Source organism: Streptomyces sp. NPDC056160 (genome assembly GCF_042268205.1).
Lineage (GTDB): Bacteria > Actinomycetota > Actinomycetes > Streptomycetales > Streptomycetaceae > Streptomyces.
Genome location: NZ_JBHJUW010000054.1, coordinates 26,527 through 50,946, shown reverse-complemented (window position 1 = coordinate 50,946; position 24,420 = coordinate 26,527). Strand labels below are relative to the sequence as shown.

Here is a 24,420-nt window from a genome sequence, read left to right as displayed (position 1 = left end):
GCGCGCCGCCCCACCGTCGTCGTGGCCTGTGAAGTGGCCGGTCAGTCCCGCGAGTTGCCGAACAGCAGCCGGTAGAGGACCAGCAGCACCAGCGAACCGCCGATCGCCGCGCCCCACGTGTAGGGGTCGAAGAAGTGCTTCTCCACGGTGCGGTCGAAGAAGCGGGCGGAGAGCCAGCCGCCCACGAAGGCGCCGGCGATGCCGATGAGGGTCGTACCGACCAGGCCGCCCGGGTCGCGGCCGGGCAGCAGGATCTTGGCGATCGCTCCGGCGAGCAGGCCGAGGATGATCCAGCTGATGACGCCCACTATGTCGTCCTCCAGACGAGTCGGGTTGCGCTGCGCGTTCGTGTTGTCGGATTGCGTGGTTGCGCAATCCTAGGGGTGCACCGGAGCGGAGGCCACCTGGCCTCGGCCTGGCCTCCCTCTGGCCTCGCCGTCCCCGCATCCGGCCGGCTGCGTCCGTCCCTGCCTCCCTCTGGCCCCGCCCGTCCCTCTTATTCGTGAAATTGCGCAAGCCGGGAACTCCGCCGGGGTGCCGTCGCGTTGATCATGATGACGACGGCGGGAAGCGGAAGCGGCTGCGGAGGACGTGGATGAGTGTGCCCCTGACCAAGGGCGGGAACGTGTCACTGAGCGGGCAGGCCCCGGGCCTGGGCGCGGTGACCGTCGGGCTGGGCTGGCAGGTGATGACCGGCTACGAGCCGGACGCGAGCGCCCTGCTCTGTGACGCGTCGGGGAAGGTGCCGTCCGACGAGTACTTCGTCTTCTTCAACAACCCGGCCAGTCCGGACGGTTCGGTCCGCCACCGCGGCGGCGGCAGCCCCGTCGACGGCGACGACCAGCGGATCGAGGTCGACCTGACCCGGGTCCCCGACCGCATCACGAAGATCGTCTTTCCGGTCTCCCTCTACGAGGGCGCCGCCCGCGGCCAGAGCTTCGGACAGGTGCCCCGGGCGCACATCCGCGTCCTGGACCGGGAGTCAGGGGCCGAACTGGCCCGTTACGACCTCGCGGCCGGCGGCCTGTCCGGCGAGACCGCGCTCGTCTTCGGCGAGCTGTACCGGCACGGCGCGGGGTGGAAGTTCCGCGCGGTGGGCCAGGGCTACGCCTCCGGGCTCGCCGGCATCGCCACCGACTACGGGGTGGACGTCCTGCGCGAACCGGCGCCCGGTTCCGCGCCGTCCCCGGTCAAGTCGCCGCCTCCGCCGTTTCCGGCCGCCCCTCCCACGCCGACGCTCGCGGTGACGCCGCCCACCGCGGTGACGGCCCCGCCCTTCCCGCCCGCTCCGGCAGTTGCACCCGTACCCGAGCCACCCCGGCCACCGCAATCATCTCCAGGGAGTTCCTCCATGACGTGCTTCTTCGACGCCCAGCACGGCCCCGGTACGACCACCGTGACCTGGTCGCCGCAGTGGGGTGCGGCCAGGCCGGTGCAGGCGTGCGGCGGCTGCGCACAGCGCGTGCAGACCACGGCACCGCCCTTCTACACCCCGCCGCAGCCCCAGCAGGGTTACCCGCAGGCGGTGCCCCAGGCCGGATACCCGCAGCCGGGGTACCCACAGCAGGGATATCCCCAGCAGGGATATCCGCAGCAAGGGCACGCTCCCGAGTACGGGTACCCGCAGCAGGGCGCCCCGGAGCAGGGCGGCGGACGCCGCTTCGGGGCCGGGGCGCTCATCGGTGCCGGTGCGGCCGGCCTCGTGGGCGGCGCCCTGCTGAACGAGGCGTTCGACGACGACGAACCGGACGTGGTGGTGAACAACTACTACGAGGACTGACAGCCGGTCGCCGGTCGCGGGAGCGAGCGCGCGGCGCCGCAGACCCGGGCACCTACACTGGTGGGCGCACACGTGCCCGGCCGGGCAGAGGGCCGACGGGAGAGGCGGGAGAGGGCTGTGACGGGGAGAGCCGGTGGCTTCGACGACCCGCCCGCCGAGGTGCTGGCCTCCGCGGCCGCCGCGTTCGGACTGCTCGCCTCCTCGGCCCGGCTGCACCTGATGTGGGCGCTGTCCCAGGGCGAGAGCGACGTGACGCACCTCGCCGACCGCGTGGGCGGCGCGCTGCCCGCCGTCAGCCAGCACCTGGCCAAGCTCAAGCTCGCCGGACTCGTGCGCTCCCGCCGCGAGGGCCGGCGGCAGGTGTACTACGTCGACGACCCCGACGTCGTCACCGTGGTCCGGGTGATGGTGGGGCAGCTGACCGCGCGTTCCCAGCACGCCCCGGCGGCGGTGCGCACGCTGCGCGGGAACGGTGCCTGAGAGCACCGCGCGGTCGGGGCGGCAGCCCGCCGGGACTCCTGAACCGCCTGCCCTGGCGGCGGCCCCCGAGGGACCGGAGCCGGGTATCCCCGCGCCGACGGTCCTCGAAGTGCTGCGCCGGCTGGACGGCGGCCCGCGCGGTCTGACCGAGACCGAGGCCGGGGAACGGCTGGTGCGGGTGGGCGAGAACACCGTTCCGGCCCGGCGCGATCCCTCCTGGCCGCGGCTGTTCGTCCGCAGCCTGCGGGATCCGTTCACGGCGGTGCTCGGATGCCTCGGGCTGGTGTCCGCGGCCGTGTTCGCCTGGGGCACCGCCTCGGTGATCCTCCTGCTCGTCGTGGTGAGCTGCGTCCTGCGGGCGTGCGGGGAGCACCGGGCCGACCGGTCCGCCGCCGCGCTGCGGGAGCTGGTCGCCACGACCGCCACGGTGCTCCGGCGGGACGACGAGGACGCACCGCCGCTGCCCCGCGAGGTGCCCGTCGCCGACCTGGTGCCCGGTGACGTCGTCCGGCTCGGCCCGGGCGACCTCGTACCGGCGGACGTACGCCTGCTGCGGGCTAGTGGCCTGACCGTGCACCAGGCCGCGCTGACCGGCGAGTCCGTGCCCGTCGCGAAGAGCGCCGACGACCTGCCGCGCGCCGTCGGCCCAGGGGTCTTCGACCAGCCGCAGCTCTGCTTCCTGGGCAGCAGCGTCGCCTCCGGGAGCGCCGCCGCCGTGGTCACCGCGACCGGCGCGCGCGTCCGGTTCGCCGCCGCGCACGACCCGGCGGCGAACCGGCCCCGGACGAGCGCCTTCGACCGGTCGGTCCACGGCATCTCCTGGCTCCTCATCCGGTTCATGCTGCTCACCCCGCCGCTGGTGCTGACGGCCAACGCGGCGCTGCGCGGGCGTGGCCTGGAGACGCTGCCGTTCGCGGTGGCGGTGGCGGTCGGACTGAGCCCGGAGATGCTGCCGGTCCTGGTCACCCTGTGCCTGGCCAGGGGCGCCTCGCTGCTGGCCCGCGCCCACGGTGTGATCGTCAAGCGGCTGCCCGCCCTGCACGACCTGGGCGCCGTCGACGTGCTGTGCCTGGACAAGACCGGCACCCTCACCCAGGACCGGCCGGTCCTCGACCGCGCCCTCGGCCCCGACGGCCGGGACGACCCCGACGTCCTGCACTGGGCCGCCGTCAACGCCTGGTGGACCCTCCAACTGGCCGACCTGCCCGAACCCGACGCCCTCGACGAGGCCATCCTGGACGCGGCGGACGAGGACGCGCTCACGGCGTACGACGGCACGGCGGCGATCGCCTTCACCCCGGCCCACCGCCTCGCCACCGCCGTGGTCAGGACACCCGGCCGGCTCGGCACGCACACCCTGGTCGTCAAGGGCGACGTCCAGGCGGTCCTCGAACGCTGCGCGCTCGACGACGACGAGCGCGAACGGCTCGGCCGCCTCACCCTCCGCCTCGCCGACAGCGGGGTCCGCGTCCTCGCGGTCGCCACCGCCGAGCGCTCCGCCCGCCGGGGCGCCTACACGCCCGCCGACGCGCGCGGCCTCACCTTCCGCGGGCTGATCACCCTGCGGGACGCGCTCGCGCCCACCGCCGCCGACGCGCTCGCGGTCCTCACCGCCCGCGGCGTCACCGTCAAGGTCCTCACCGGCGACCACCCGGGCACGGCCCGGCGCGCCTGCCTCGACCTCGGCGTGCCCGTCGGGGACGGCACCGTCCTCACCGCCGACCGCGTCGACGCCCTCACCGACGACGAACTCGCCGAAGTGGCCGGCCGTACGACCGTCTTCGCCCGCTGCACCCCGGAGCACAAGGCACGGATCACCGCGGCGCTGCGACGGTCCGGGCGCACGGTGGGTTTCCTCGGCGACGGGGTCAACGACCTGCCCGCACTGCGCGCCGCCGACGTGGGCATCGCCCCGCGCGAGGCCGCCGACGTGGCCCGCGAGAGCGCGGACGTGGTGCTCGCGGAGAAGGACCTCACCGCGATCGCCCACGCCGTCACCGCGGGCCGGCACGCCGGGGACAACATCGCCACCTACCTGCGGGTCACGCTCTCGTCCAACCTCGGCAACGTCCTCGCGATGCTCTGTGCCGGACTGCTGCTGCCCTTCCTGCCGATGCTCCCCGCGCAGGTCCTGGCGCAGAACCTGTGCTTCGACGCGGCCCAGCTGACCTTCGCCCACGACCGGCCGCATCCGGCGGCACTGCGGCGGCCGGCCGTGCTGGACCCGCGCGACCTGCTGCGCTTCATCAGCGGCTTCGGCATGCTCAACGCCGTCGCCGACCTGGCCACCTTCGGCGTTCTCGCGCTCGCCCTGCACGGCCCGGGGACCGGGGACGACGGGGCGGTGTTCCACTCCGGCTGGTTCACCGAGAACCTGCTCACCCAGGCCCTGGTCATGGTGCTGCTGCGCGTCGGCCGGCGCAGTGCCGAGGGGAGCGGTCCCGGCCCGGTCGTGTGGGCCGCGCTCGCCCTGGCCGGGATCGGCCTGGCGCTGCCGCCCTCGCCGCTCGGACCGGTGCTCGGACTGACCGCCCTCCCGGCCGTCTACTACCTGCTGCTCACCGTCGTCCTGGTGCTGTACGCGGCGGGCCTGCTGGCGGCCAGGGCACGCTACGAGCGTCGTGCCGGGGCGGCGGCGTAGGCCACCCGCTCACCCTCGCCCCGCATCGCCGTCCCGCAGGTGCAGCGAGCGCAGGGCGGCCTCCAGGGCGAAGCGGTGGTCGGGGTCGGCGAGGCGGTCGCCGAGGCGGGCGTCCAGGTTCCGCAGCCGGTAGCGGACGGTCTGGGCGTGCACGCCCAGCATCTCGCCGACCTGTTCGGCGGGCGCGCGCGTGGAGACGTGCACGCGCAGGGTCTCCACGAGCCGGTCGCGGCGGCTGGCGGGCAGGCCGTCGAGCGGGGCGAGTTCCCTGGCCGCGAGGTGGGAGACGAGCGAGGGGTCGGACAGCAGCCACAGCGTCACCAGGTGGTCCTCGCAGCGGACCAGGGGCGCGTCGGCCACGACGCCCTCGTCGATCAGCTGGAGCACGCGGCGCGCCCACCGGATGGAGTCGGCGGCCTGGGTGAGCGGCACGGTCAGGCCCGCCACGGCGTGCGCGCCGGCCAGGGCGGTGTCGAGCATGGCCCGCCGCTGCGGGGTCAGCTCGCCCGGCAGGAGCAGGTGCGGCTGGGGGATGTCCAGGTCCGCGAGGACGTCCGCGGCCAGGCCCGCCTCCAGGTGGTCGGGGGCGGGGGAGCGCAACGCGACGAGGGTGACGTGGGCGGGCAGCGGCCAGGCGGCGGCCTCGCACAGATGGGACACGGTCGACTGGGGCAGCGGCGGGGCGGCCAGGATCAGGTGGAGCAGCTGCCTGCGCAGGGCGGACACCTCGCAGGAGCCCCGCGACTGCACCTCGACGTAGCCCTCGCGGGAGATCGCCTCCAGTTCCTCGACGTAGGCGAACAGGGCGTCGGCGAAGGCGAGGATGACGGTGGGGGAGAGGTTGTACTGGCGGCCCACGGCCTTGGCGCGGCGCAGCGCGATCCGCGCGCCGAGCCGGTAGGCACCCTGGAGGGTGTCGAGTTCGCGGCCCTCGTAGGCCTCGACGCGGCCGAACTTGCGGAGCAGCTCGTCGCGGAGTGCCGAGTTCTTGCCGGGTTCGGCCACGCGGTCCACGAAGGCGGACAGTGCCTGTTCGACGCCCTGGCGGATGGCGTCCGCGTTCGGCCCGTTGAGCAGGCGGCCGTAGACCGGGTAGGCGCGGGTGACCTCGATGCGTATCTCCTTCATGAGACCGGGTAACTCCGGTCTCATGAAGGCCGCGAACTCCTTGGGCAGGGGGTCGAGCGGTTCTCCGACCTCCGGCGTCCGTACGGTTGAAGGCATGAGTTGGTCGTCCCTTGCTCTTCCGACGCGCCCGGTGGGGGGACCGGCCGCGTGCCGCCCGCCGCCGCGTCGACGGGCGGTGGGTGACAGGCGGCCGGTCGTCAGGTGCAGACCTGTGTGAAAGGTGAAGCTAAATCAACTTCCTTGATCCGTACACAGGTTGTGCACACTTTGGTGCCATGGGGCGGGGGCGGCCGACCGGGACGGCTGATAATCGCCGCCTTGCGGCCATTACTTGACGGCGGAGTTCCAGTTCCGCGCGAGAACCTTGCCCGCGTCCGGCGCCGCGGTGCCGGGGGCGTTCAGGCCGGCCAGGTAGGTCTGGGTGTCGTTGAGGGTGATGTTGTTCTTCCCGGCGGCGGAGGGCAGCCCCGTCTTGAGGTTGACCGCCGCGTCGATCAGGCCGAACAGGCCCAGGCCGCAGCCGCTGGCGCCGGGCACGGCGAAGGTGCTGTCGTTCTGGGTGGCGCCGGTGAGGTTGATCCGGCTCATGTCGCCGTCGTCGGCGAGGGTGCCGTCGCCCTTGAAGAACGTCATGCCGAACTCGGGGTAGTTCAGGTTCTGCGGGCGCAGCACGATCGGGTTCGACTTGGTGCCGATGTAGCAGTTGCCGCCCAGGAACGGGTTCTGGAGGTGGATGCGGACCGGGAGGGAGACGATCGGCTCGCCGGTGACGATGCCCGCGGTCTGGTCGAAGCCGGTGGGGGTGCCCACGGACTCCACGGTGGCCGTGATCTTGTTGAGGCTGCTGTTGGTGATCTGCTCGCAGATGGCCGTGACGGCGGGCACGTTGCTCGGACACATCAGGCCGAGCAGACCGCCCGGGACGGTCGCGGAGTCCGCGATGATCGCCCCCGCGGACGGGGACACCACCGTGCTGGTGCCGTCGGAGTTCTGTACGACGCCCATCTGGAGGTCGGTGCGGCCCGTGGTCACGGTGGTGTTGCCCAGCTTGACGGAGCCGCCGGCCGAGGTGGAGACCACGCACTGCGGCGTCTGGACCTGACCGTCGGCGGCCAGCATGGCGGGGGCGTTCACGGGACAGCGGGTGAAGGGCGCCCACTCGCCGTTGAGCTGGCTGGTCGCGGCGGTCGCCGTGCCCGTGGAGGCGAAGGCGCCGAGGGCGGTGCCGAGCACGGTGAGGGTGGTGGCGAGTCTGGCACGGCGGGAGAACCGGTTCATGGGGTGCCTTCCGTGAGAGTCCGAGGGGGCAGGGGGATCAGCGTTCGGGTACGGGGATCTGCGCCGGTTGCAGGTCCTTGGTGCACTGGCCCTCGACCGGCGCGGCCAGGCCGCACGTCTGGCCCTGGATCTGCTTGATGTAGTTGCCGGGGCCGGAGACCGCCGCCGTGAGCAGACCGTCGAGGTCCTCGCCGCCCGCGCCGCAGCCGGTGAAGGCGGGGATCGTCGTCTCGCCGGTCAGCGGGCCGCCCGAGAGCAGGATGTAGCCGGTGGCCTGTTCTCCCAAGGCGTACTCGCCCTTGCCGTGCAGCACCAGATGGTCCTCCGGGTGCTTCGCGGGCTCGGGGTCGGCAGAGCTGAGCGACGTGCGGGTCCGACAGGAGCTCCCGACGTCCAGGGGGGTGCCGTTGACGGTCAGCGAGGTGACCCGGAGGACCAGAGGGACGCGGATGTAGGTGTCCATCGTGGTGTAGAAGGTCGACGTGTCCATGTGGCCTAGGGAGTCGATGGTCAGCGGTGCCGTCTGCTCCAGCACCATGGTGGCCGTCGCCGGGACGAAACCGAAGGTCAGGAAGGTGGCCTTGAACGGGGCGGTCTGCGCCCGCTCCTGATAGGAGAGTTGGCCCTCGGAGTGCTGGGTGATGACGGCCGGGCCGTTGCCGTCCGGCGGGAACTGGAAGTCCGGCTGGCCCTGCTCGACCAGCGCGCACGACACCGGGATCAGCGACGCGCCCTTCTGCTTGCGTACGTTCGCATAACCGGTGATGTACGTGTTCAACGACATCTCGTCCGAGGGATGCTGGGCGTCGTAGCGGCACGGCGGCACGCCGCTGCGGTCGGTGGTGGAGCCGGGTGCGGTCCCTGCGATCTTCGGGGCCCATCCGCTCTGCGGGCTCCCGGGGTGCGGCTGCGGTCGCCCGGACGCCGAGGACGACGCCGACGGGGTGCCCGGGCCCGTGCCGGTCGGTGAGGCGGACGGTGAACCGCCCGGCCCGGACGTCACCGACCCGACCGGCACGGTGGCCAGCAGTCCGTTGCCGGGAGCGTCCTTGTCCAGGGTGCACCGCGCCGTGGTCGGGGCGGGGCCGGTGGCGGCGGCGGTGGGGGTGCCCGTCGCGGCGCCGGAGCCGTCCGGCGCACTCACGGCCAGGTCGATCTCCAGGTCTCCGGCGGAGAGCGTCAGGTCGCCGGTGCTCCGTGCGGTCACCGAGGGGACGTCACCGGTCGCGGTCAGGGTGAGCGGGCCGGAATCAGGGACGGTGACGGGTTGCACCGTGCCGCGCCAGGTCGCCTCGGCCGCGGCCTTGTTCTGGGCGACCGCCACGGTCAGGCGGGTCGCGGCGCTCACCTCGCCGCCCTTCGGCACGCCCAGGTCGGCCGCTGCCGCGGCCGGCAGTTCCACCGCGGTGGTGACCTGCCTGGGCCGGATCGCCTCACGGGGCTCCACCCGGTCCGGGAGGCTCGCCGAGACGCGTACCGTCGCCTGCTGCCGGCCGGAGGGGAAGGCGCACACGTAGGGGAGCGCGGTGTCGACCTGCTGCGCGTCGGCGGTGGCGACGGCGGCCGGGACCATGGCGGCGAGCACGACCAGCGCGGCGGTCGCCGCGCTCCTGGCGCGGGACCGGCGGGTCCCACGGTGGGTTGCGTGGGGGCCTGTCATCTACTGCTCCGGGGTGTTTCGTTCGGGCACGGGGGCGGTCCGTGGCGGTGGTGAGGCCGTGCCGAGGCCGCGGCACACCGACTCCACCGGCGTTCTGCCGGTGAGCGTGCGGACGCCGGCGCCGCGGACCGCCTTGAGCTGCACACCTCCGACCGGCCGCAACCGCCCGGCCGGGGCTGTCCCGGGCGGGCGGTTGCGAGCGGAGGGTGTCTTACGGGTTCGAGCCGACGATCGTCGGGATGGTGCTGGTCCCCTTGACCTTCACGGCGTAGTTGCCCTTGAAGGTGGGCTTGGTGGAGGTGGTGACGACCGTGCCGCAGCCGCTGGCTGCGGTGACGGCCAGGTCACCGGCGACGCTGTTGACCGCCAGGATGCCGGTGGAGTTGGTGTACGTGCCGGAGGCCTTGCCCTCCACGGTGAAGTGGCAGGCACCCGCGGCCACGTTCGCCTTGACGCTTCCGACGTAGCCCGTGGTGACACCCGCGGTGTAGTCCTGCGCGACGACATGCCAGGTGCCGACCGGGGTGGCCGTGACGGCACCCAGGATGCTGGTGCACGGGGAGCTGGTGGTGCCGAAGTTGATGGCGGTGATGTCGGCGACCGACGCGGGGTTGCCGGTGGCGCTCGCCATGGTGCCGGACGCCCCCGAAGTCGTACACGTCATGGGGATGTTGGCGGTCAGCACGATGTTCCCGCTGTTGGTCGCCGTGAAGGCGGCCGGCGTCGGGTTCACGGTCCAGATCGTGGAGGCGTTCGCGGAGGCGGGGGCGACGGCGATGCCGAACGCTGCCGCGCCCGCTCCCGCCACGACGGCGATCCTTCTGATGGACTTCTTCATGGCTCTGGGACTCTCCTTGGGGATTGACCGGCAGAGGCGGACCGCCACAGAACGGATGGAGCGGGAGTCGTGCGGCCCGGGGGATCGGAAAACCTCGATCGCGAGCACCGACGTTACTTGCGGGAAACTTGGCCGAACAATGCCGCCGACCATGATTCTTTGAAAAGGCCTGCCGTCTGTCCAGTCGGTGAGCACTCGTCGCGCCGGCTTAGTCATCCGCTGCTAAGGCCGGATCGGCCAGGACTTCTCCCGCCGGTACGGGCGAGAAGTCCGGAATGTGCTGCCCGGATCGTCTCCCGGGGTGTCCGACACGCAGCGCGATGACAAATTCGAGGCACCCTTTTGTATTCACTCTGACAGGCAGAGGATGGCCGAAGAGAATGTCGTCGAAAACTGCGGACCTGCTCTTGCCCGCCGAGGTTACTCAGCCGTAACGTGCCGGGTACGGCGCTGATCTCCAGGTCGGTGGCCCCCACCGGCCGGAGACGCGACGGGCGATTTCCGGCCCTTGCCCTCCTTCGGGGCCGGTCGTCCGCAGGCAGGGCCCGCGGATCCACTCCCCCCGGAGGCGCGCGGCCCTGCCCTGTCTCGCGGAGACAAGTGCCGGGCCGCTTTTTGTCTGCGCGGTGACAAAGACGGAAAGCGCGCCAGGAACCCGGCGCCCCGCCTATTGTCAGTGGGCCGTGCACCGACTTAACGTGCGCTCCTCGGTGCACACCTGACCCATCCTTGTCGGAGGTGATATGGGAATCGAAGTGGTGGTCGAGGGCCTGACCAAGTCCTTCGGCAAGCAGAACATCTGGCAGGATGTCACCCTCACCCTTCCGGCCGGAGAAGTCAGTGTGATGCTGGGCCCGTCCGGGACCGGTAAGACCGTGTTCCTCAAGTCGCTCATCGGGCTCCTCAAGGCGGAGCGCGGCCGCGTCCTCATCAATGGGGTGGACATGGTGAACGGCCCGGAACGCGACATCTACGAGACCCGGAAACTCTTCGGGCTCATGTTCCAGGACGGTGCCCTCTTCGGCTCCATGTCCCTTTTCGACAACATCGCCTTTCCGCTGCGCGAGCACACCCGCAAGAAGGAGTCCGAGATCCGCCGCATCGTCATGGAGCGGATCGAGGTCGTCGGCCTGCTGGGCGCCGAGGGGAAGCTGCCCGGCGAGATCAGCGGCGGCATGCGCAAACGGGCCGGCCTGGCCCGCGCCCTCGTGCTCGACCCGCAGATCATCCTGTGCGACGAACCGGACTCCGGACTCGACCCGGTCCGCACCGCCTACATCTCCCAGCTGCTGATCGACCTGAACGCGCAGATCGACGCGACGATGCTGATCGTCACCCACAACCTCGACATCGCGGCCACGGTCCCCGACAACATCGGCATGCTCTTCCGCCGCGAACTGGTCACCTTCGGGCCGCGCGAGGTGCTGCTCACCAGCGACGAACCCGTCGTGGCCCAGTTCCTCGCCGCCCGGCGCGAGGGACCCATCGGCATGTCGGAGGAGAAGGACGCCGCCACCCTCGCCGCAGAGGCCGTGCCCGTGCCGTCCGGACCCCGCGAGATCGTCCCGCAACTGGAGCCGTCCCCGGGCCTGCCGCCGCGCCGCGCCGTCGACCGGCGCCGCGAGCGGGTCATGGGCATGCTCGACCGGCTGCCGCCCGCCGCGCGCTCGGCCATCGAGCGCACCCACGCCGCCCCCGGCGCGCCCACGCTGACGCTGCCCACGCACGGGAGCGGCCAGTGATCACCGGCGCCCTGCGGCAGACCGGCCGGCTCTTCGCACTGGGCGCGGAGGTCGGCCGGGCCGTCTTCAGACGGCCCTTCCAGTTCCGGGAGTTCGTCGAGCAGTTCTGGTTCCTGGCCAGCGTCACCATCCTGCCCGCCGCGCTCGTCTCCATCCCCTTCGGCGCCGTGATCGCCCTCCAGGTCGGCTCGCTCACCCAGCAGCTCGGCGCCCAGTCGTTCACCGGCGGGGCCAGTGTGCTCGCCGTCGTCCAGCAGGCCAGCCCGCTCATCGTCGCCCTGCTGATCTCCGGCGCCGGCGGCTCCGCGATCTGCGCCGACCTCGGCTCTCGCACCATCCGCGAGGAACTGGACGCCATGGAGGTCATGGGGGTCTCCCCGGTGCAGCGCCTGGTCGTCCCGCGGGTCCTGGCCGCCATGGGCGTGGCCGTCCTGCTCAACGGGCTGGTCTCCGTGGTCGGCATCCTCGGCGGCTACTTCTTCAACGTGTACCTCCAGGACGGCACCCCCGGCGCCTACCTGTCCAGCTTCTCCTCCCTCGCCCAGCTGCCCGACCTGTACGTCAGCGAACTCAAGGCGCTCGTCTTCGGGTTCATCGCGGGCATCGTCGCCGCCTACCGCGGACTCAACCCGCGCGGCGGCCCCAAGGGCGTGGGCGACGCGGTCAACCAGTCCGTCGTCATCACCTTCCTCCTGCTCTTCTTCGTCAACATGGTGATGACGGGCGTCTACCTCCAGATCGTCCCGCCGAAGGGAGGCTGAGGCCGTGGCCTCCCCGCTCGTCTGGCTCGACCGCTCCGGCGACCAGCTCCTGTTCTACCTGCGCTCCCTGCTGTGGGTCCCGCGCACCCTGCGCCGCTACCTCAAGGAGGTGCAGCGGCTGCTCGCCGAGGTCGTCTTCGGCACCGGCGGCCTCGGCGTCATCGGCGGCACCATCGGCGTGATGATCGCGATGACCCTGTTCACCGGGACCGTCGTGGGACTCCAGGGGTACGCGGCCCTCGACCAGATCGGCACCGCCGCGTTCACCGGGTTCGTCTCCGCCTACTTCAACACCCGCGAGATCGCCCCGCTGGTCGCCGGACTCGCCCTGTCCGCGACCGTCGGTGCCGGCTTCACCGCCCAGCTCGGCGCCATGCGCATCAACGAGGAGGTGGACGCCCTGGAAGGCATGGGCATCCGCTCCCTGCCGTACCTGGTCACCACCCGCATCATCGCCGGGGTCGTCGCGATCATCCCGCTCTACGCGATCGGGCTGCTCTCCTCCTACCTGGCCTCCCGCTACGTCACCGTCCTGTTCAAGGGCCAGTCCCGGGGTACCTACGACCACTACTTCGGCCTGTTCCTGTCGCCCACGGACGTCCTGCTCTCCGTACTGAAGGTGCTCATCTTCAGCGTGATGGTGATCGTCGCCCACTGCTACTACGGCTACCGCGCCACCGGCGGCCCCGCCGGGGTCGGTGTCGCCGTGGGCCGCTCCGTGCGCAACGCCATCGTGCTGATCGGCCTCACCGACTTCTTCCTCTCGCTCGCCCTGTGGGGCGCCACCACGACCGTGAAGGTGGCGGGGTGAGATGAGCGGACACACAGGCGAACTGGTGCGCCGCAGACTGGCCGGCGTGGTGTTCCTCGTGGTGCCCGCGCTGCTGATCTGGCTCGCCGTCGCCGTCTACGACAAGCAGTTCACCGACTCCGACCCGGTGGTCGTGGAGACCGGCAGCGTCGGCAACGAGATGCACCTGGGCGCCGAGGTGAAGCTGCGCGGCGTCGTCGTCGGCGAGGTCCGCTCCATCGACGCCACCGACCACGGCGCCCGCCTCACCCTCGCCCTACGGCCCGGAGCACTGGCCCACATCCCCTCCGACGTGCGCGCGCAGATGCTGCCGACCACCTTGTTCGGCGCCCGGTTCGTCGCCCTCGTCCCGCCCCCGCACCCCTCCGGCACACTGCTGCAGGCCGGGGACACCATCCCGCAGGACCGGTCCGCGAACGCCGTCGAACTCCAGCAGGTGCTCGACAACGTGCTGCCCATGCTCACCGCCGTACAGCCGCAGAAACTCTCCGCCACCCTCTCCGCCGTCTCCCGGGCACTGGAGGGACGCGGCGCGAAGCTCGGCGACACTCTCACCCAACTCGACGCCCACCTGAGGAAGTTCAACCCCGAGCTGCCCACCCTCAACCAGGACCTCAAAGAACTCGTGAAGGTCAGCCAGGTCTACGCCGACGCCGCGCCCGACATCGTCACCGCGCTCACCGACTTCACCACCACCACCGGCACCCTGGCCGAGAAGGACAGCCAACTGGCCGCCACCTTCGGCGCCACCACCCGCACCGCCGAGGACCTGACCTCCTTCCTGCGGCAGAACAAGGACGACATCATCCGGCTCAGCGCCACCTCGAAACCCACCCTGCGGCTGCTGTCCGAGTACTCCTCCGCCTTCCCGTGCACGCTGCGCACCCTCGCCGACTTCGTGCCCCGGATGGACAAGGTCCTCGGCAAGGGCACCGACCAGCCGGGACTGCACGTCGACGTCACCACCGTGCGCTCGCGCGGCGCCTACGTCCCCGGCCGGGACACCCCCTCCTACGACGCCTCCGGCGGCCCGCACTGCTATCCGGTGCCCTACCTCGGCGTCCCCGTCCAGCCCGCCGCGCAGGTCCCGGCCACCGCGAGCCAGGACCTCGGGCCCGCCAACTCCCCGCAGGAGAACGACCTCGTCAACGAACTCCTCGCACCGGCCGCCGGCAAGCAGCCCGGCGACCTGCCCGAGTGGAGCAGCCTGCTGGCCGGACCCGTCCTGCGCGGCACGGAGGTGACCCTGCGATGACCTCCCCGCGCGGCGCGCACACCCGCCGCCGACCGCTGACCGGCCCCCTGCTGAAGTCCCTCGTGTTCGTGGTCGTCACCGCGCTGGCCACGACCGTGCTCGCACTGAGCGTCGCCAACCGGGGCGTCGGCGACGGCACCCGCTCCTACAAGGCCCTGTTCACCGACGTCACCGGACTCGTCGACGGCGACAGCGTGCGCGTCTCCGGAGTGAAGGTCGGCGAGGTCACCGACGTACGCGTCGTGAACCGGCGCACCGCCCAGGTCACCTTCAGCGTCCGCGACGACCGCACCCTGCCCCGCTCGACGACCGCCGCCGTGAAGTACCTCAACATGGTCGGCCAGCGCTACATCGCCCTCGACCGGGGCAGCGGGGACGTCGGCGGCACCCTCGCCTCCGGCGGCACCATCCCGCTCGACCACACCGCGCCCGCCCTCGACCTGACGCTGCTCTTCAACGGCTTCAAGCCGCTGTTCGAGGGGCTCTCGCCGAAGGACGTCAACGAACTCGCCGGATCGATCGTGCAGGTGCTCCAGGGCGAGGGCGGCACCGTCGACAGCCTGATCCGGCACATCGGCTCGCTCAGCACCACCGTCGCCGCCAAGGACCAGGTCATCGGCGCGGTGGTGAAGAACCTCAACACCGTCCTGACCACCCTCAACGAACGAGAGGCCGGCTTCGACGACCTCGTGGACACGCTCCGCCGCCTCGTCAGCGGGTTCAACGCCGACCGCAAACCGCTGGGCCGGGCGGTCGCCGCCATGGGCGACCTGACCACCGTCACCGCAGGCCTCCTCCAGGACGGCCGCGCCCCCCTCGAGCAGGACATCCGCGAACTGGGCCGGCTCTCCGGAAACCTCGGCGACGCCACCGGCCAGATCGAGAACTTCCTGGCCAAGAGCCCCGCCAAGATGACCGCCCTGGCCCGGCTGTCCTCCTACGGCTCCTGGTTCAACCTCTACCTCTGCGAGGCGCGCGTGAGCGGAGTCAGCACCTCCGACGGCTCCGAGCCGCCCACCGGCATCGCGGTCACGGAACAGAGGTGCGGCGCATGACCCTCCTGCAACGACCCCGCCCCGCCGAGCCGCCCGTCGAACCCCGCCGCGCCCGCCGCCCCCGCATCAAGCCCGTCAAGGAACGCAACCCGATCGCCGTCGCCCTCGTCGGTCTGCTCCTGCTGGCCCTGCTCACCGTCTTCGCCTACAACGCGGACCGGCTCCCCCTGATCGGCGGCGGCACCACCTACAGCGCCGACTTCAGCGAGGCCGCCGGGCTCGAGAAGGGCGACGAGGTGCGCATCGCCGGCGTCAAGGTCGGCAAGGTCACCGGGGTCCTTCTGGACCGCGGCAGGGTCAAGGTCACCTTCGAGACCAAGGGCGCCTGGATCGGCGACCGCACCACCGCCGCCATCGCCATCAAGACCCTCCTCGGCGACAAGTACCTGGCGCTCGACCCGCTCGGCAGCGCCCGCCAGGACCCCGGCAACCGCATCCCGCTGACCCGCACCACCTCGCCGTACGACGTCACCCAGGCGTTCCAGGACCTCAGCTCCACCGTCGACCAGATCGACACACAGCAGCTCGCCAAGAGCTTCGAGACCATCTCGCAGACCTTCAAGGACTCGCCGCCCGCCGTGCGCAACGCCGCCACCGGCCTGTCCGCCCTGTCCAGGTCCGTCTCCAAGCGTGACGCCGAACTCTCCGAACTCCTCCAGGGCAGCGCCCGCTTCACCCAGACCCTGAAGAACAAGAAGTCCAGCTTCGAGACGCTCATCGAGGACGGCGGCTCCCTCCTAGGCGAACTCAAGGACCGCCGCGACGCCATCCGCGCCCTCCTCACCGGCAGCAGGGCGCTCGCCACCCAGCTCAGCGGCCTGGTCCAGGACAACGACAAGCAGCTCGGCCCCACCCTCAAGGCACTGGGCCGCGTCACCGACGTCCTGGCGAAGAACAACACCCAGCTCGACAAGACCCTGGCCCTGGTCGGCCCGTACTACCGCCTGGTCGGCAACAGCCTCGGCAACGGGCGCTGGTTCGACAGCTACCTGTGCGGAGTCGTCCCCCGTGACTACCTGCCCGCGCAGTCCCAGCCCAAGACCGGATGCCTACCGCCCAAGCAGTCCGCGCGGACCCCGGGGAGCGGAGAGTGATGAGCAGACGCAGGAAACTCCTCGCCGCGGCCGTCGCCCTGGTGGTCGTCGCCGCCGGCCTCGCCGTCGCCCGCGTCCTGGACTCCGGCGGCACCCGGCTGGCCGCCTACTTCGACCGCGCGGTCGGCATCTACGCCGGCTCCGACCTGCGCATCCTCGGCGTACGGGCCGGAGAGGTGACGTCCGTACGGCCCGAGGGCACCCAGGTGCGCGTGGAACTCCGGCTCGACGACGGCATCGAGGTCCCGCGGGACGCGCACGCCGTCATCGTCGCACCGAGCGTCGTCGCCGACCGCTTCGTGCAGCTCACCCCCGCCTACCGGTCGGGACCCGCGCTGCCGGACGGTGCCGAACTGCCCGCCTCCGGCAACCGCACCCCGGTCGAGATCGACCAGCTCTACGCCTCCCTCACCGACCTCGGCAAGGCACTCGGCCCCGACGGCGCCAACTCCACCGGCGCCCTGTCCGACCTGCTGAAGACCGGCGCCGCCAACCTCGACGGGAACGGCAAGGCCATCGGCGACAGCATCGAGCAGTTCGGCAAGGCCGCCAAGACGCTCAACGGCTCCAGCAGCGACCTGTTCGCCACCCTCAGCAGGCTCCAGACCTTCACCACCATGCTGAAGGACAAGGACGCCGACGTCCGCACCGCCCAGGAACGGCTCGACACGGTCGTCGGCTTCTTCGCCGACAACAAGGACGACCTCGCGGGCGCGCTCGCCGAACTCGGCAAGGCCCTCGGGCAGGTCAAGCAGTTCATCCAGGACAACCGGGGCGAACTGAAGAAGAACGTCGACAAGCTGGTGCCCATCACCCAGACCCTGGTGCGCCAGCGGGCCTCCCTCGCCGAGGCACTGGACGTCGCACCGCTGGCCGCGGACAACCTCGTGAACGCCTACGACACCGACCACCGCACCATCGACGGCCGTGCCGACCTCAACGAGATCAGCATGGGCGGACCGCTGCTGCCGCTGCCTGCCAGCGGCCCCAGCGCGTCCACGGACCGCACCCCGGCGAAGGGGGAGAGGTGAAGCGCTCCTTGCTCACCGGCGGCGCGGCCGTGGGCGCCGGACTGGGCGGACTCCTCGCCCTGGCCCTCGGGTTCACGCTCGCCTTCGGCGCGTTCTCCGTCGACGCCCCGCACTTCGACGGCATCGAGGACCTGCCGCTGCCCGGCGGCGCCGACCTCGGCTCCCACCCCTACACCGTCACCGCCGAACTCGACGACGTCCTCAGCCTCGTCCCGCAGGCCTCGGTCAAGGTGGACGACGTCGCCGTCGGCCGGGTCACCGCCATCCGCCTCGACGGCTGGAAGGCCCGCGTCACCATGAAGATCAACGGCGACGTGCGGCTGCCCTCCGACGCCGGCGCCCGCCTGGAACAGTCCAGCCTGCTCGGCGAGAAGTACGTCCAGCTCGTCGCCCCCGCCAAGGACACCAGCACCGGGCACCTCACCGACGGCAGCGAGATCCCGATCACCCGCACCGGCCGCAACACCGAGGTCGAGGAGGTGTTCGGCGCGCTGTCCCTGCTCCTCAACGGCGGCGGCGTCAACCAGCTCAAGACCATCACGAGGGAACTGAACACGGCCATCGGCGGACGCGAACCCGAGGTCCGCTCCATGCTGCGACGCGTCGACACCCTCGTCACCGACCTCGACCAGCACCGCGGCGACATCACCGACGCCCTCGACAGCGTCAACCGGCTCGCCGCCACCCTCGCCCACCGCAAGACCGACGTACAGACCGTCCTCACCGGCCTCTCACCCGGCCTGAAGACCCTGGACGAGCAGCGCGGCGCCCTGCTGACCATGCTCCGCTCCCTCGACACGCTGTCCGGCGTAGCCGTCTCCACCGTCAACGCCAGCAAGGACGACATGGTCGCCGACCTCAAGGCCCTCGCCCCCACCCTGAAAGCCCTCGCGGACGCGGGCACCGACCTGCCCGACTCGCTCCAGGCCCTGCTGACCTACCCGTTCACCGACGAGGTGCTGCGCGGCGTCAAGGGCGACTACCTCAACGTGTACCTGAACATGACCGCCCTGCCCGGGACCCGGATCATCCCGCCCCTGGTACCGCAGTCCACCTCCTCGCCCTCCGCCCCGGCGCCGGCCGCCGCACGCGGAGGGAGCGGCGGCACACCGGCCGACGGGAGGACGGGGAGGGCCGGAAGGACCGGGGAGACGGGGCGGTCCGGGAAGAACGGGAAGGGCGGGGGGACGGGGGAGAGCACCGCCGGGACCGGGCCGGCCACCCCGCAGACCTCGCCCCCGGCACCGCTGCCGCTGCCGTCCGTCCCCACCCCCGCCCAGGACGGAGGCCAGCCGAGGTGATCACTCTCGCCGTACGCCTGAAGAACCTCGCCTTCCTGGTCATCGCCGTCCTCGTCCTCGGCTTCGTCGGCATCCGCTACGCCGACCTCGGCCGCTACCTCGGCGTCGCCGACTACTACACCGTCGACGTACAACTGCCGCGCACGGGAGGCCTGTTCACCCACTCGGACGTCACCTACCGCGGAGTCTCGGTGGGCCGGGTCGGCCCGATCGACCTCACCGGGGACGGCGTCGTCGCGGAACTGCGCATCAAGAAGTCCGCTCCGCACATCCCCGCCGACAGCCGGGCCGTCGTGGCCGGACTGTCCGCCGTCGGCGAGCAGTACATCGACCTGCGGCCCCGCAGCGACAGCGGCCCCTACCTCGCCGACGGCGCCCGCATCGAACAACCGGACACCCAGGTGCCCGCCCCCGTCACCGACGTCCTCACCAGCGTGAACGACCTCACCAAGTCGGTACCGCTGGACGACCTGCGTACCGTCGTCGACGAGTTCGGCAAGACCTTCGAGGGCCACGGCGACGACCTCCAGGTCCTCCTCGACAACGGCAGCGAGTTCGTCCGGGCCGCAGACCGCAACCTGCCCTCCACCACCCGGCTGCTCACCGACGGCGAGACCGTCCTGCGCACCCAGGCCGAAGAGGGCCGCGCCGTGAGGGACTTCGCCACCGGCGCCAAGGAACTCGCGAGCACCCTCAAGGGCTCCGACGCCGACCTGCGCCGCCTGCTCACCGTCGCCCCCGACGCGGCCACCCAGATCAGCGGCGTCCTGCGCGACCTCGACCCCAGCCTGGGCGTGGTCCTCGCCAACCTGCTCACCACCTCCGAGGTCGCCGTCACCAGGCAGCACGGCATCGAAGAGCTGCTCGTGAAGTACCCGGCGGCCGTCGCCGCCGGCGCCACCGCCGTCGACGGAGGGAAACTGAACTTCGGCATGGCCGTCACCTTCTTCAAACCCCTGCCCTGCACCGCCGGTTACGGTGCCACCCGCTACCGCAACGGCCTCGACCTCGGCACCGCCCCCGCGCTCAACACCGGCGCCTCCTGCACCGCTCCCGCCGCCAGCGGCATCGACGTGAGGGGCTCGGCCCACGCCCCCGGGGGCGGCCCGGTGCCCGCCCCCGCCAAGCCGGCCTCCCTGCCCTCCGGCAGCGGCGCGACGTCGGCGGGCAGCGGCCCGGGCGAGGGGGGCACCGGTTCCGCGCCGCTGCCGGGCGCGCTCGCCCTGCCGGGCGTCGGCGACGGCGCCCCGGCCGGAGTGGCGGGCCTGCTCGCCCCGGTCACCGGGGGTGAGCGGTGAGGCGGGCGCGCGTCCTGGCCGGTGCCGGGCTGGCACTGGCGCTGGCCTTCTGCGGCACGGGCGCGTGGACGTACGCGCAGGCCCGCGGTGACGACTCGCTCGCCTACGGCCGCGAGCGCGACGCGGCGCTCGCCGACGGACGCCGGGCGATCGCCGTCCTGACCACCCTCGACGCCTCGTCCCGGCAGCAGGCGCAGGCGGGCATCAAGGCCTGGCGCGACGCCTCGACCGGCCCGCTCCAGGACGAACTGGGCCGCACCGCACCCAAGACGGGCGCCTCGGCGCGCGGCACCGTCACCGAGGCCGCGGTCACGGCGCTGGACACGCGGGCGGGCACGGCCAAGCTCATCGCGACCGTGCGCGTGGACGTCACGCCCGCCGCTTCGAAGACACCGGATACACCGAAGACACCGAAGACACCGACCACGGACCGCAAACGCCTGGAAGCGGTGCTGGTGCGCACCGGGGACGACGAGTGGAAGGTCAAGGCGCTGGACGCGGTACTGCCGGCCCGGACGGCGGGGGAGGACGACGCCCGATGACACGGCTGCTGCGCAAGGAGCGCCCGGAACGGGCACGCGAGCCCGAACCCGAGCCCGCCGGTCCGAAGGACGGGGCCGATCCGGCCGATGCGGCGCAGAGGACGGACGGGACGGCCGAAGGGGGCGACGCGCCGGCGGAGAGAGACGCCTCAGCGGTGAGTGACGTGCCGGCAAAGAGTGACGCGTCCGCCGAGCGCGATGCGTTCCCTGAACGCGACGCGTCCGACGCCGAGGAGCCCGACGCCGAGGAGCCCGACTCCGACGAGCCCGAATCCGGCGAGGCGCCCGCGCGCGGCCCCCGGAGCAGGTCGCTGCGCAGGGCCGCCCTCGCGGCGGGTGCGGCCGTACTCGTCCTCGCGGGCGGCGGCTTCTTCTACGGCGCCCACCAGCTGCGCTCCGCACCCTCCGCCGAGAACACCGCACTGAGCGACGTCGCGGCCACCACCCGGGTCGCCGGCGACGTCGGCAACGACCTCGCCCGCGTCTTCTCCTACACACCGGACGGCCTGGACGCCACCGAACGTTCCGCGCGCTCCGTCCTCACCGGGAAGGCGGCCCGCCAGTACACCGAACTCGTCGGCCGGATCCGCGCGGACGTCGCCAAGCAGCGCGTGACCCTGAGCACCCAGGCCGTACGCGTCGGGGTGATCGAACTCCACGGGGACAAGGCGCGGTTGCTGGTCTTCCTCGACCAGGTCTCCCGCCGGGACAAGGGCAAGGCGGCGGCCGCGGCGGCCCAGCTCACGGTCACCGCCCAACGGGAGGACGACCAGTGGCGGATCGTCGACATCCAGACCCGCTGACGGCGCACGGGAGACAGGAGCACCCCATGAAACGCACGGTCCGCACGCTGTCGGCCGGACCCCGCGCCCTGCCCGCCCTGGCCCTCGCGCTCACCCTCGTCGCGGGCGGGTTCGCGGCGTGGGCGGGCTGGGACTGGTACGACGCGGCGCACGACGACTCGGCGGCGTACGCGGTCCAGCGCGACAAGGCGCTCGCCGCCGGTGAACAGGCCGTCGAGAACCTCAACACCCTCGACCACCGCAGCGTCGACCGGGGCCTCGACCTGTGGGAGTCCTCGACCACCGGCGACCTGCACAGCCAACTGGTGAGCGGGCGCAAGGAGTTCACCGAACAGGTGCGGACGGCGAAGACCGTCACCACGGCCCGGGTGCTCTCCGGTGCCGTCACCGAACTCGACGACCGGGCCGGACGGGCCCGGGTGCTCGTCGCGCTGCGGGTGACGGTGAAGGCGCCCGGCGGCGAGAGCACCGACAAGGACAGCCGCATGCTCGGCGAACTCACCCGCACCGGCGGCGGATGGAAGCTGAGCGCCCTGGGCCAGGCACCCGTGGGCGGCACCTCAGCAGGCTGACCCGGTCCGGCACCGCAGCGACGGCCGGCCCGCACGAGAGGACGACACCCGATGCCGACGACCCGGCACCACATCAACCGCCAGCGCCGCCGTCAGGCGCGCGAACCGAGGCCCGAGCCGCCGGCGGTGCCGGCCGCCCCGGCGGAGACGGCGGCCGCCCCGGCAAAGGACCCGGGAGCGGACGGCCGCGGGGCCGGACGGCCCCGTACCGGCGTCGCCGTACTGCCCGCCCGCGCCCCCTCCACCACTTCCCGCCGGACCCCGGAGGCGACACCGGTCCCGGACCCGGATGCGGCCACGGACGACCCGGACCCGGTAAGGCACCTGGACGCGGCCACGGACCCGGAGCCGGCCACGGACTCGCGCACCACGAGCCGCCGATCCCGCAGACGTCCGTCCCGCCGGTCCCTGGCGCTGTGCCTGCTGTGCCTGCTGACCCTGGCCCTCGGCGGCTTCGCCGGGTGGGCGCACGCGCGCGCCCAGAGCCTGCGGGACGACCCGGCCGTACGCAACACCGCCCTCACCGACGCCGCCCGCACGAGCGAGATCAAGGGCGAGACGGAGAAGGCGGTCGCCGCGCTCTTCTCCTACGACCACGCCGCCCCCGGCGCGTACGAGAAGGCGGTGAAGACGCTGCTCACGGGCAAGGCGGTAGCCCAGCACCGAGCCCTGCTGGACGGCGTGCGCACCCGCGCCGACCAGCAGAAGGCGGTCATCACCACCACCGTCACGGACAGCGCGGTCGAGCGCATCGACGGCGACCGCGCCCGGGTACTGGTCTACGCCGACCAGAGCAGCGTCAGCACCGCCGGGACCAGGGCCGCCCCGGGCGCGAAGAACAAGCAGGGAGCACAGGGCAAGCAGGGAGCACAGGACCAAGGGACCTACGCCGGCGCCATGTTCGCCGTCGACGTCGTCCTGCGGGACGGGCACTGGCTCGTCTCCGGCATCGACACCTTCGGCCGCTGAGAACGAGCCCCCGCCCACCGCGCCGAAGGCCCCACCGACAGGGAGTGACAGCCATGCCCGCACGCCGCGTACGACGTCTGCGCGCCCGCACCCGACAGGGCCTGCGCGCCACCGCCATCGCCGTGGCCACCGTGGCGGCCCTCACCGCCTCGCAGGCACCCGGCGCGCCCGCAGCGACCGGGGCGGCCGGGAACGGCCCCGGCCGTCCGGCGGCCGACGAGGAGCGCGCGCCGGCCGCGGGCGTCCCGTACGCGGCGCCCGACGCGCCCGGCGACGGGTCGTACCACACCGAACTCCCGCCCCTGATCACCGCCGACGCCCCCCTGACGCCGCATCAGGTGAGCGAGGTGCGGGCCGAGTCCGGGATCCCGGGCACCGTGCTGCGCGCCTACCGGGCGGCCGAGCGGTCCGTCGCCCGTACCGACCCCGGCTGCCGGCTGCCCTGGCAACTGCTCGCCGCGATCGGCAAGGTGGAGTCGGGCCAGGCGCGCGGCGGCGCGGTCGACCGGCAGGGCACGACGCTGGGCCGTATCACCGGCCCGGCGCTCGACGGCAGGGGCTTCGCGCTGGTCCGGGACACCGACGGCGGAGTCTACGACGGCGACCCGGTCTACGACCGCGCGGTGGGACCGATGCAGTTCCTGCCGTCGACGTGGACCGGGTGGGGCGCCGACGGCAACGGGGACGGCCGCGCCGACCCGAACAACGTCTTCGACGCGGCCCTCGCGGCCGGGCACTACCTGTGCGCGGGGGACCGGGACCTGAGCCGGGCCGCGGACCTGGACCGGGCCGTCCTCAGCTACAACGACTCGCGCGCCTACCTGGACCTGGTCCGCTACTGGCTGGAATTCTACCGCCGGGGCGTGCACAGCGTGCCCGACGGCAAGGGCGTCATCCCGAGGTCCCCCGGGGCGGGCGGCGACACCCCGGCGACGAAACCCGTGGACAAGGGGGAGGGAGGGGACGCAGGGAACACCGGCGGCGGGATCCTCGTCGGCCCGGACCACGGCGGCCCCTCGGGACCGGGCACCCCCACCCCCTCGCGCCCCCACCCGGCGCCGTCGACCGGGCCGTCCACCCCGGCGCCCACGCCCACCGGGGAGCCGTCGCAGCCCGGCTCGCCTACGCCCCGTCCCTCGGGTTCCCCCACCGCGGACCCGTCACCGACGACGCAGCCCAGCGGCTCGGCGACCCCGGACCCGGGCGGCTCGACGTCCCCCTCGGCCTGCCCGTCACCATCGGTGAGCGCCTCAGCGGACGGTCCGGGGCAGCCGGCCGCCGGTACGGGCACCGGGGCCGGCGCTCCGACGGGCGACCCGACGGCCGACCCGTCGTGCGGTCCGGAACAGGCCGCACGCCGGTGACGGCGGCAACGGCGCGC

At 72.6% G+C, this 24,420-nt stretch carries 22 protein-coding genes; 17 read left to right on the top strand and 5 right to left on the bottom strand.

What is annotated here, in order from left to right; translation table 11 throughout:
* Positions 1–41: 41 nt before the first annotated feature.
* On the bottom strand, positions 42–308 hold the full coding sequence (locus tag ACFC02_RS21145; protein ID WP_360963696.1) for a GlsB/YeaQ/YmgE family stress response membrane protein: 267 nt from the start codon (positions 306–308) through the stop codon (positions 42–44).
* 287 nt (positions 309–595) lie between these two features.
* On the opposite strand from ACFC02_RS21145, the gene ACFC02_RS21140 reads away from it, so the two are divergent.
* From ACFC02_RS21140 to mgtA, 3 genes are all read left to right on the top strand, one after another.
* Positions 596–1,780 carry a TerD family protein gene (locus ACFC02_RS21140; protein WP_376359294.1) on the top strand — a complete coding sequence of 395 codons (1,185 nt, stop codon included), beginning with the start codon at positions 596–598 and terminating at the stop codon, positions 1,778–1,780.
* A gap of 117 nt (positions 1,781–1,897) precedes the next feature.
* Positions 1,898–2,260: an ArsR/SmtB family transcription factor gene (locus ACFC02_RS21135; RefSeq protein ID WP_376359291.1), complete on the top strand. Its 363-nt coding sequence runs from the start codon at positions 1,898–1,900 to the stop codon at positions 2,258–2,260.
* Positions 2,253–4,901: a magnesium-translocating P-type ATPase gene (gene mgtA, locus ACFC02_RS21130; RefSeq protein ID WP_376359288.1), complete on the top strand. Its 2,649-nt coding sequence runs from the start codon at positions 2,253–2,255 to the stop codon at positions 4,899–4,901. Before ACFC02_RS21135 ends, mgtA begins: the two co-directional genes overlap by 8 nt.
* Before the next feature lie 9 nt (positions 4,902–4,910).
* On the opposite strand, the gene ACFC02_RS21125 is transcribed toward mgtA, so the two are convergent.
* The 4 genes from ACFC02_RS21125 to ACFC02_RS21110 form a co-directional block, all read right to left on the bottom strand.
* Positions 4,911–6,125, bottom strand: a complete 1,215-nt coding sequence (locus ACFC02_RS21125) for a helix-turn-helix domain-containing protein (RefSeq protein WP_376359285.1) — start codon at positions 6,123–6,125, stop codon at positions 4,911–4,913.
* Between the two features lie 231 nt (positions 6,126–6,356).
* Positions 6,357–7,307, bottom strand: coding sequence for a hypothetical protein (locus ACFC02_RS21120; protein ID WP_376359282.1), 951 nt, complete (start codon positions 7,305–7,307; stop codon positions 6,357–6,359).
* A gap of 37 nt (positions 7,308–7,344) precedes the next feature.
* On the bottom strand, positions 7,345–8,967 hold the full coding sequence (locus ACFC02_RS21115) for a DUF6801 domain-containing protein (RefSeq protein WP_376359279.1): 1,623 nt from the start codon (positions 8,965–8,967) through the stop codon (positions 7,345–7,347).
* 211 nt (positions 8,968–9,178) lie between these two features.
* Entirely contained in the window at positions 9,179–9,805 is a 627-nt protein-coding gene (locus tag ACFC02_RS21110; RefSeq protein WP_376359276.1) for a hypothetical protein, read from the bottom strand.
* Positions 9,806–10,548: 743 nt separating this feature from the next.
* Here ACFC02_RS21110 and ACFC02_RS21105 point away from each other — a divergent pair.
* From ACFC02_RS21105 to ACFC02_RS21040, 14 genes are all read left to right on the top strand, one after another.
* Positions 10,549–11,547 carry an ABC transporter ATP-binding protein gene (locus ACFC02_RS21105; RefSeq protein ID WP_376359273.1) on the top strand — a complete coding sequence of 333 codons (999 nt, stop codon included), beginning with the start codon at positions 10,549–10,551 and terminating at the stop codon, positions 11,545–11,547.
* Positions 11,544–12,308 (top strand): MlaE family ABC transporter permease, encoded by a 765-nt coding sequence (locus ACFC02_RS21100; RefSeq protein ID WP_376359270.1) that lies wholly within the window; start codon positions 11,544–11,546, stop codon positions 12,306–12,308. Before ACFC02_RS21105 ends, ACFC02_RS21100 begins: the two co-directional genes overlap by 4 nt.
* Before the next feature lie 4 nt (positions 12,309–12,312).
* A complete protein-coding gene (locus tag ACFC02_RS21095; protein ID WP_037856002.1) occupies positions 12,313–13,119 on the top strand; it encodes an ABC transporter permease in 807 nt (268 codons plus the stop codon).
* Position 13,120: 1 nt separating this feature from the next.
* The gene (locus ACFC02_RS21090; protein ID WP_376359265.1) at positions 13,121–14,374 is read left to right on the top strand and encodes an MCE family protein; all 1,254 of its coding nucleotides are present in this window, start codon (positions 13,121–13,123) and stop codon (positions 14,372–14,374) included.
* Entirely contained in the window at positions 14,371–15,429 is a 1,059-nt protein-coding gene (locus ACFC02_RS21085; protein WP_376359262.1) for an MCE family protein, read from the top strand. The genes ACFC02_RS21090 and ACFC02_RS21085 overlap by 4 nt, the downstream gene beginning before the upstream one ends.
* Entirely contained in the window at positions 15,426–16,523 is a 1,098-nt protein-coding gene (locus ACFC02_RS21080; protein ID WP_376359260.1) for an MCE family protein, read from the top strand. Before ACFC02_RS21085 ends, ACFC02_RS21080 begins: the two co-directional genes overlap by 4 nt.
* Positions 16,523–17,554 (top strand): MCE family protein, encoded by a 1,032-nt coding sequence (locus ACFC02_RS21075; protein WP_376359257.1) that lies wholly within the window; start codon positions 16,523–16,525, stop codon positions 17,552–17,554. Before ACFC02_RS21080 ends, ACFC02_RS21075 begins: the two co-directional genes overlap by 1 nt.
* A complete protein-coding gene (locus tag ACFC02_RS21070; RefSeq protein ID WP_376359254.1) occupies positions 17,551–18,855 on the top strand; it encodes an MCE family protein in 1,305 nt (434 codons plus the stop codon). Before ACFC02_RS21075 ends, ACFC02_RS21070 begins: the two co-directional genes overlap by 4 nt.
* A complete protein-coding gene (locus tag ACFC02_RS21065; RefSeq protein WP_376359251.1) occupies positions 18,852–20,153 on the top strand; it encodes an MCE family protein in 1,302 nt (433 codons plus the stop codon). The genes ACFC02_RS21070 and ACFC02_RS21065 overlap by 4 nt, the downstream gene beginning before the upstream one ends.
* On the top strand, positions 20,150–20,695 hold the full coding sequence (locus ACFC02_RS21060; protein ID WP_376359248.1) for a hypothetical protein: 546 nt from the start codon (positions 20,150–20,152) through the stop codon (positions 20,693–20,695). The genes ACFC02_RS21065 and ACFC02_RS21060 overlap by 4 nt, the downstream gene beginning before the upstream one ends.
* Positions 20,696–20,850: 155 nt before the next feature.
* The gene (locus ACFC02_RS21055) at positions 20,851–21,498 is read left to right on the top strand and encodes a hypothetical protein (protein WP_376359302.1); all 648 of its coding nucleotides are present in this window, start codon (positions 20,851–20,853) and stop codon (positions 21,496–21,498) included.
* Between the two features lie 26 nt (positions 21,499–21,524).
* A complete protein-coding gene (locus ACFC02_RS21050) occupies positions 21,525–22,070 on the top strand; it encodes a nuclear transport factor 2 family protein (protein ID WP_376359245.1) in 546 nt (181 codons plus the stop codon).
* A 51-nt stretch (positions 22,071–22,121) separates the two neighbouring features.
* The gene (locus ACFC02_RS21045) at positions 22,122–23,039 is read left to right on the top strand and encodes a hypothetical protein (RefSeq protein ID WP_376359242.1); all 918 of its coding nucleotides are present in this window, start codon (positions 22,122–22,124) and stop codon (positions 23,037–23,039) included.
* 53 nt (positions 23,040–23,092) lie between these two features.
* Positions 23,093–24,403 (top strand): lytic murein transglycosylase, encoded by a 1,311-nt coding sequence (locus tag ACFC02_RS21040; RefSeq protein WP_376359239.1) that lies wholly within the window; start codon positions 23,093–23,095, stop codon positions 24,401–24,403.
* Positions 24,404–24,420 lie beyond the last annotated feature (17 nt).

Bases quoted from the DNA above. Each gene is read 5' to 3' on its own strand.
- ACFC02_RS21140 (WP_376359294.1), top strand. From the start codon at position 596: ATGAGTGTGCCCCTGACCAAGGGCGGGAACGTGTCACTGAGCGGGCAG.
- ACFC02_RS21125 (WP_376359285.1), bottom strand. From the start codon at position 6,125: ATGCCTTCAACCGTACGGACGCCGGAGGTCGGAGAACCGCTCGACCCC.
- ACFC02_RS21120 (WP_376359282.1), bottom strand. From the start codon at position 7,307: ATGAACCGGTTCTCCCGCCGTGCCAGACTCGCCACCACCCTCACCGTG.
- ACFC02_RS21115 (WP_376359279.1), bottom strand. From the start codon at position 8,967: ATGACAGGCCCCCACGCAACCCACCGTGGGACCCGCCGGTCCCGCGCC.
- ACFC02_RS21110 (WP_376359276.1), bottom strand. From the start codon at position 9,805: ATGAAGAAGTCCATCAGAAGGATCGCCGTCGTGGCGGGAGCGGGCGCG.
- ACFC02_RS21105 (WP_376359273.1), top strand. From the start codon at position 10,549: ATGGGAATCGAAGTGGTGGTCGAGGGCCTGACCAAGTCCTTCGGCAAG.
- ACFC02_RS21090 (WP_376359265.1), top strand. From the start codon at position 13,121: ATGAGCGGACACACAGGCGAACTGGTGCGCCGCAGACTGGCCGGCGTG.
- ACFC02_RS21085 (WP_376359262.1), top strand. From the start codon at position 14,371: ATGACCTCCCCGCGCGGCGCGCACACCCGCCGCCGACCGCTGACCGGC.
- ACFC02_RS21080 (WP_376359260.1), top strand. From the start codon at position 15,426: ATGACCCTCCTGCAACGACCCCGCCCCGCCGAGCCGCCCGTCGAACCC.
- ACFC02_RS21075 (WP_376359257.1), top strand. From the start codon at position 16,523: ATGAGCAGACGCAGGAAACTCCTCGCCGCGGCCGTCGCCCTGGTGGTC.
- ACFC02_RS21050 (WP_376359245.1), top strand. From the start codon at position 21,525: ATGAAACGCACGGTCCGCACGCTGTCGGCCGGACCCCGCGCCCTGCCC.
- ACFC02_RS21045 (WP_376359242.1), top strand. From the start codon at position 22,122: ATGCCGACGACCCGGCACCACATCAACCGCCAGCGCCGCCGTCAGGCG.
- ACFC02_RS21040 (WP_376359239.1), top strand. From the start codon at position 23,093: ATGCCCGCACGCCGCGTACGACGTCTGCGCGCCCGCACCCGACAGGGC.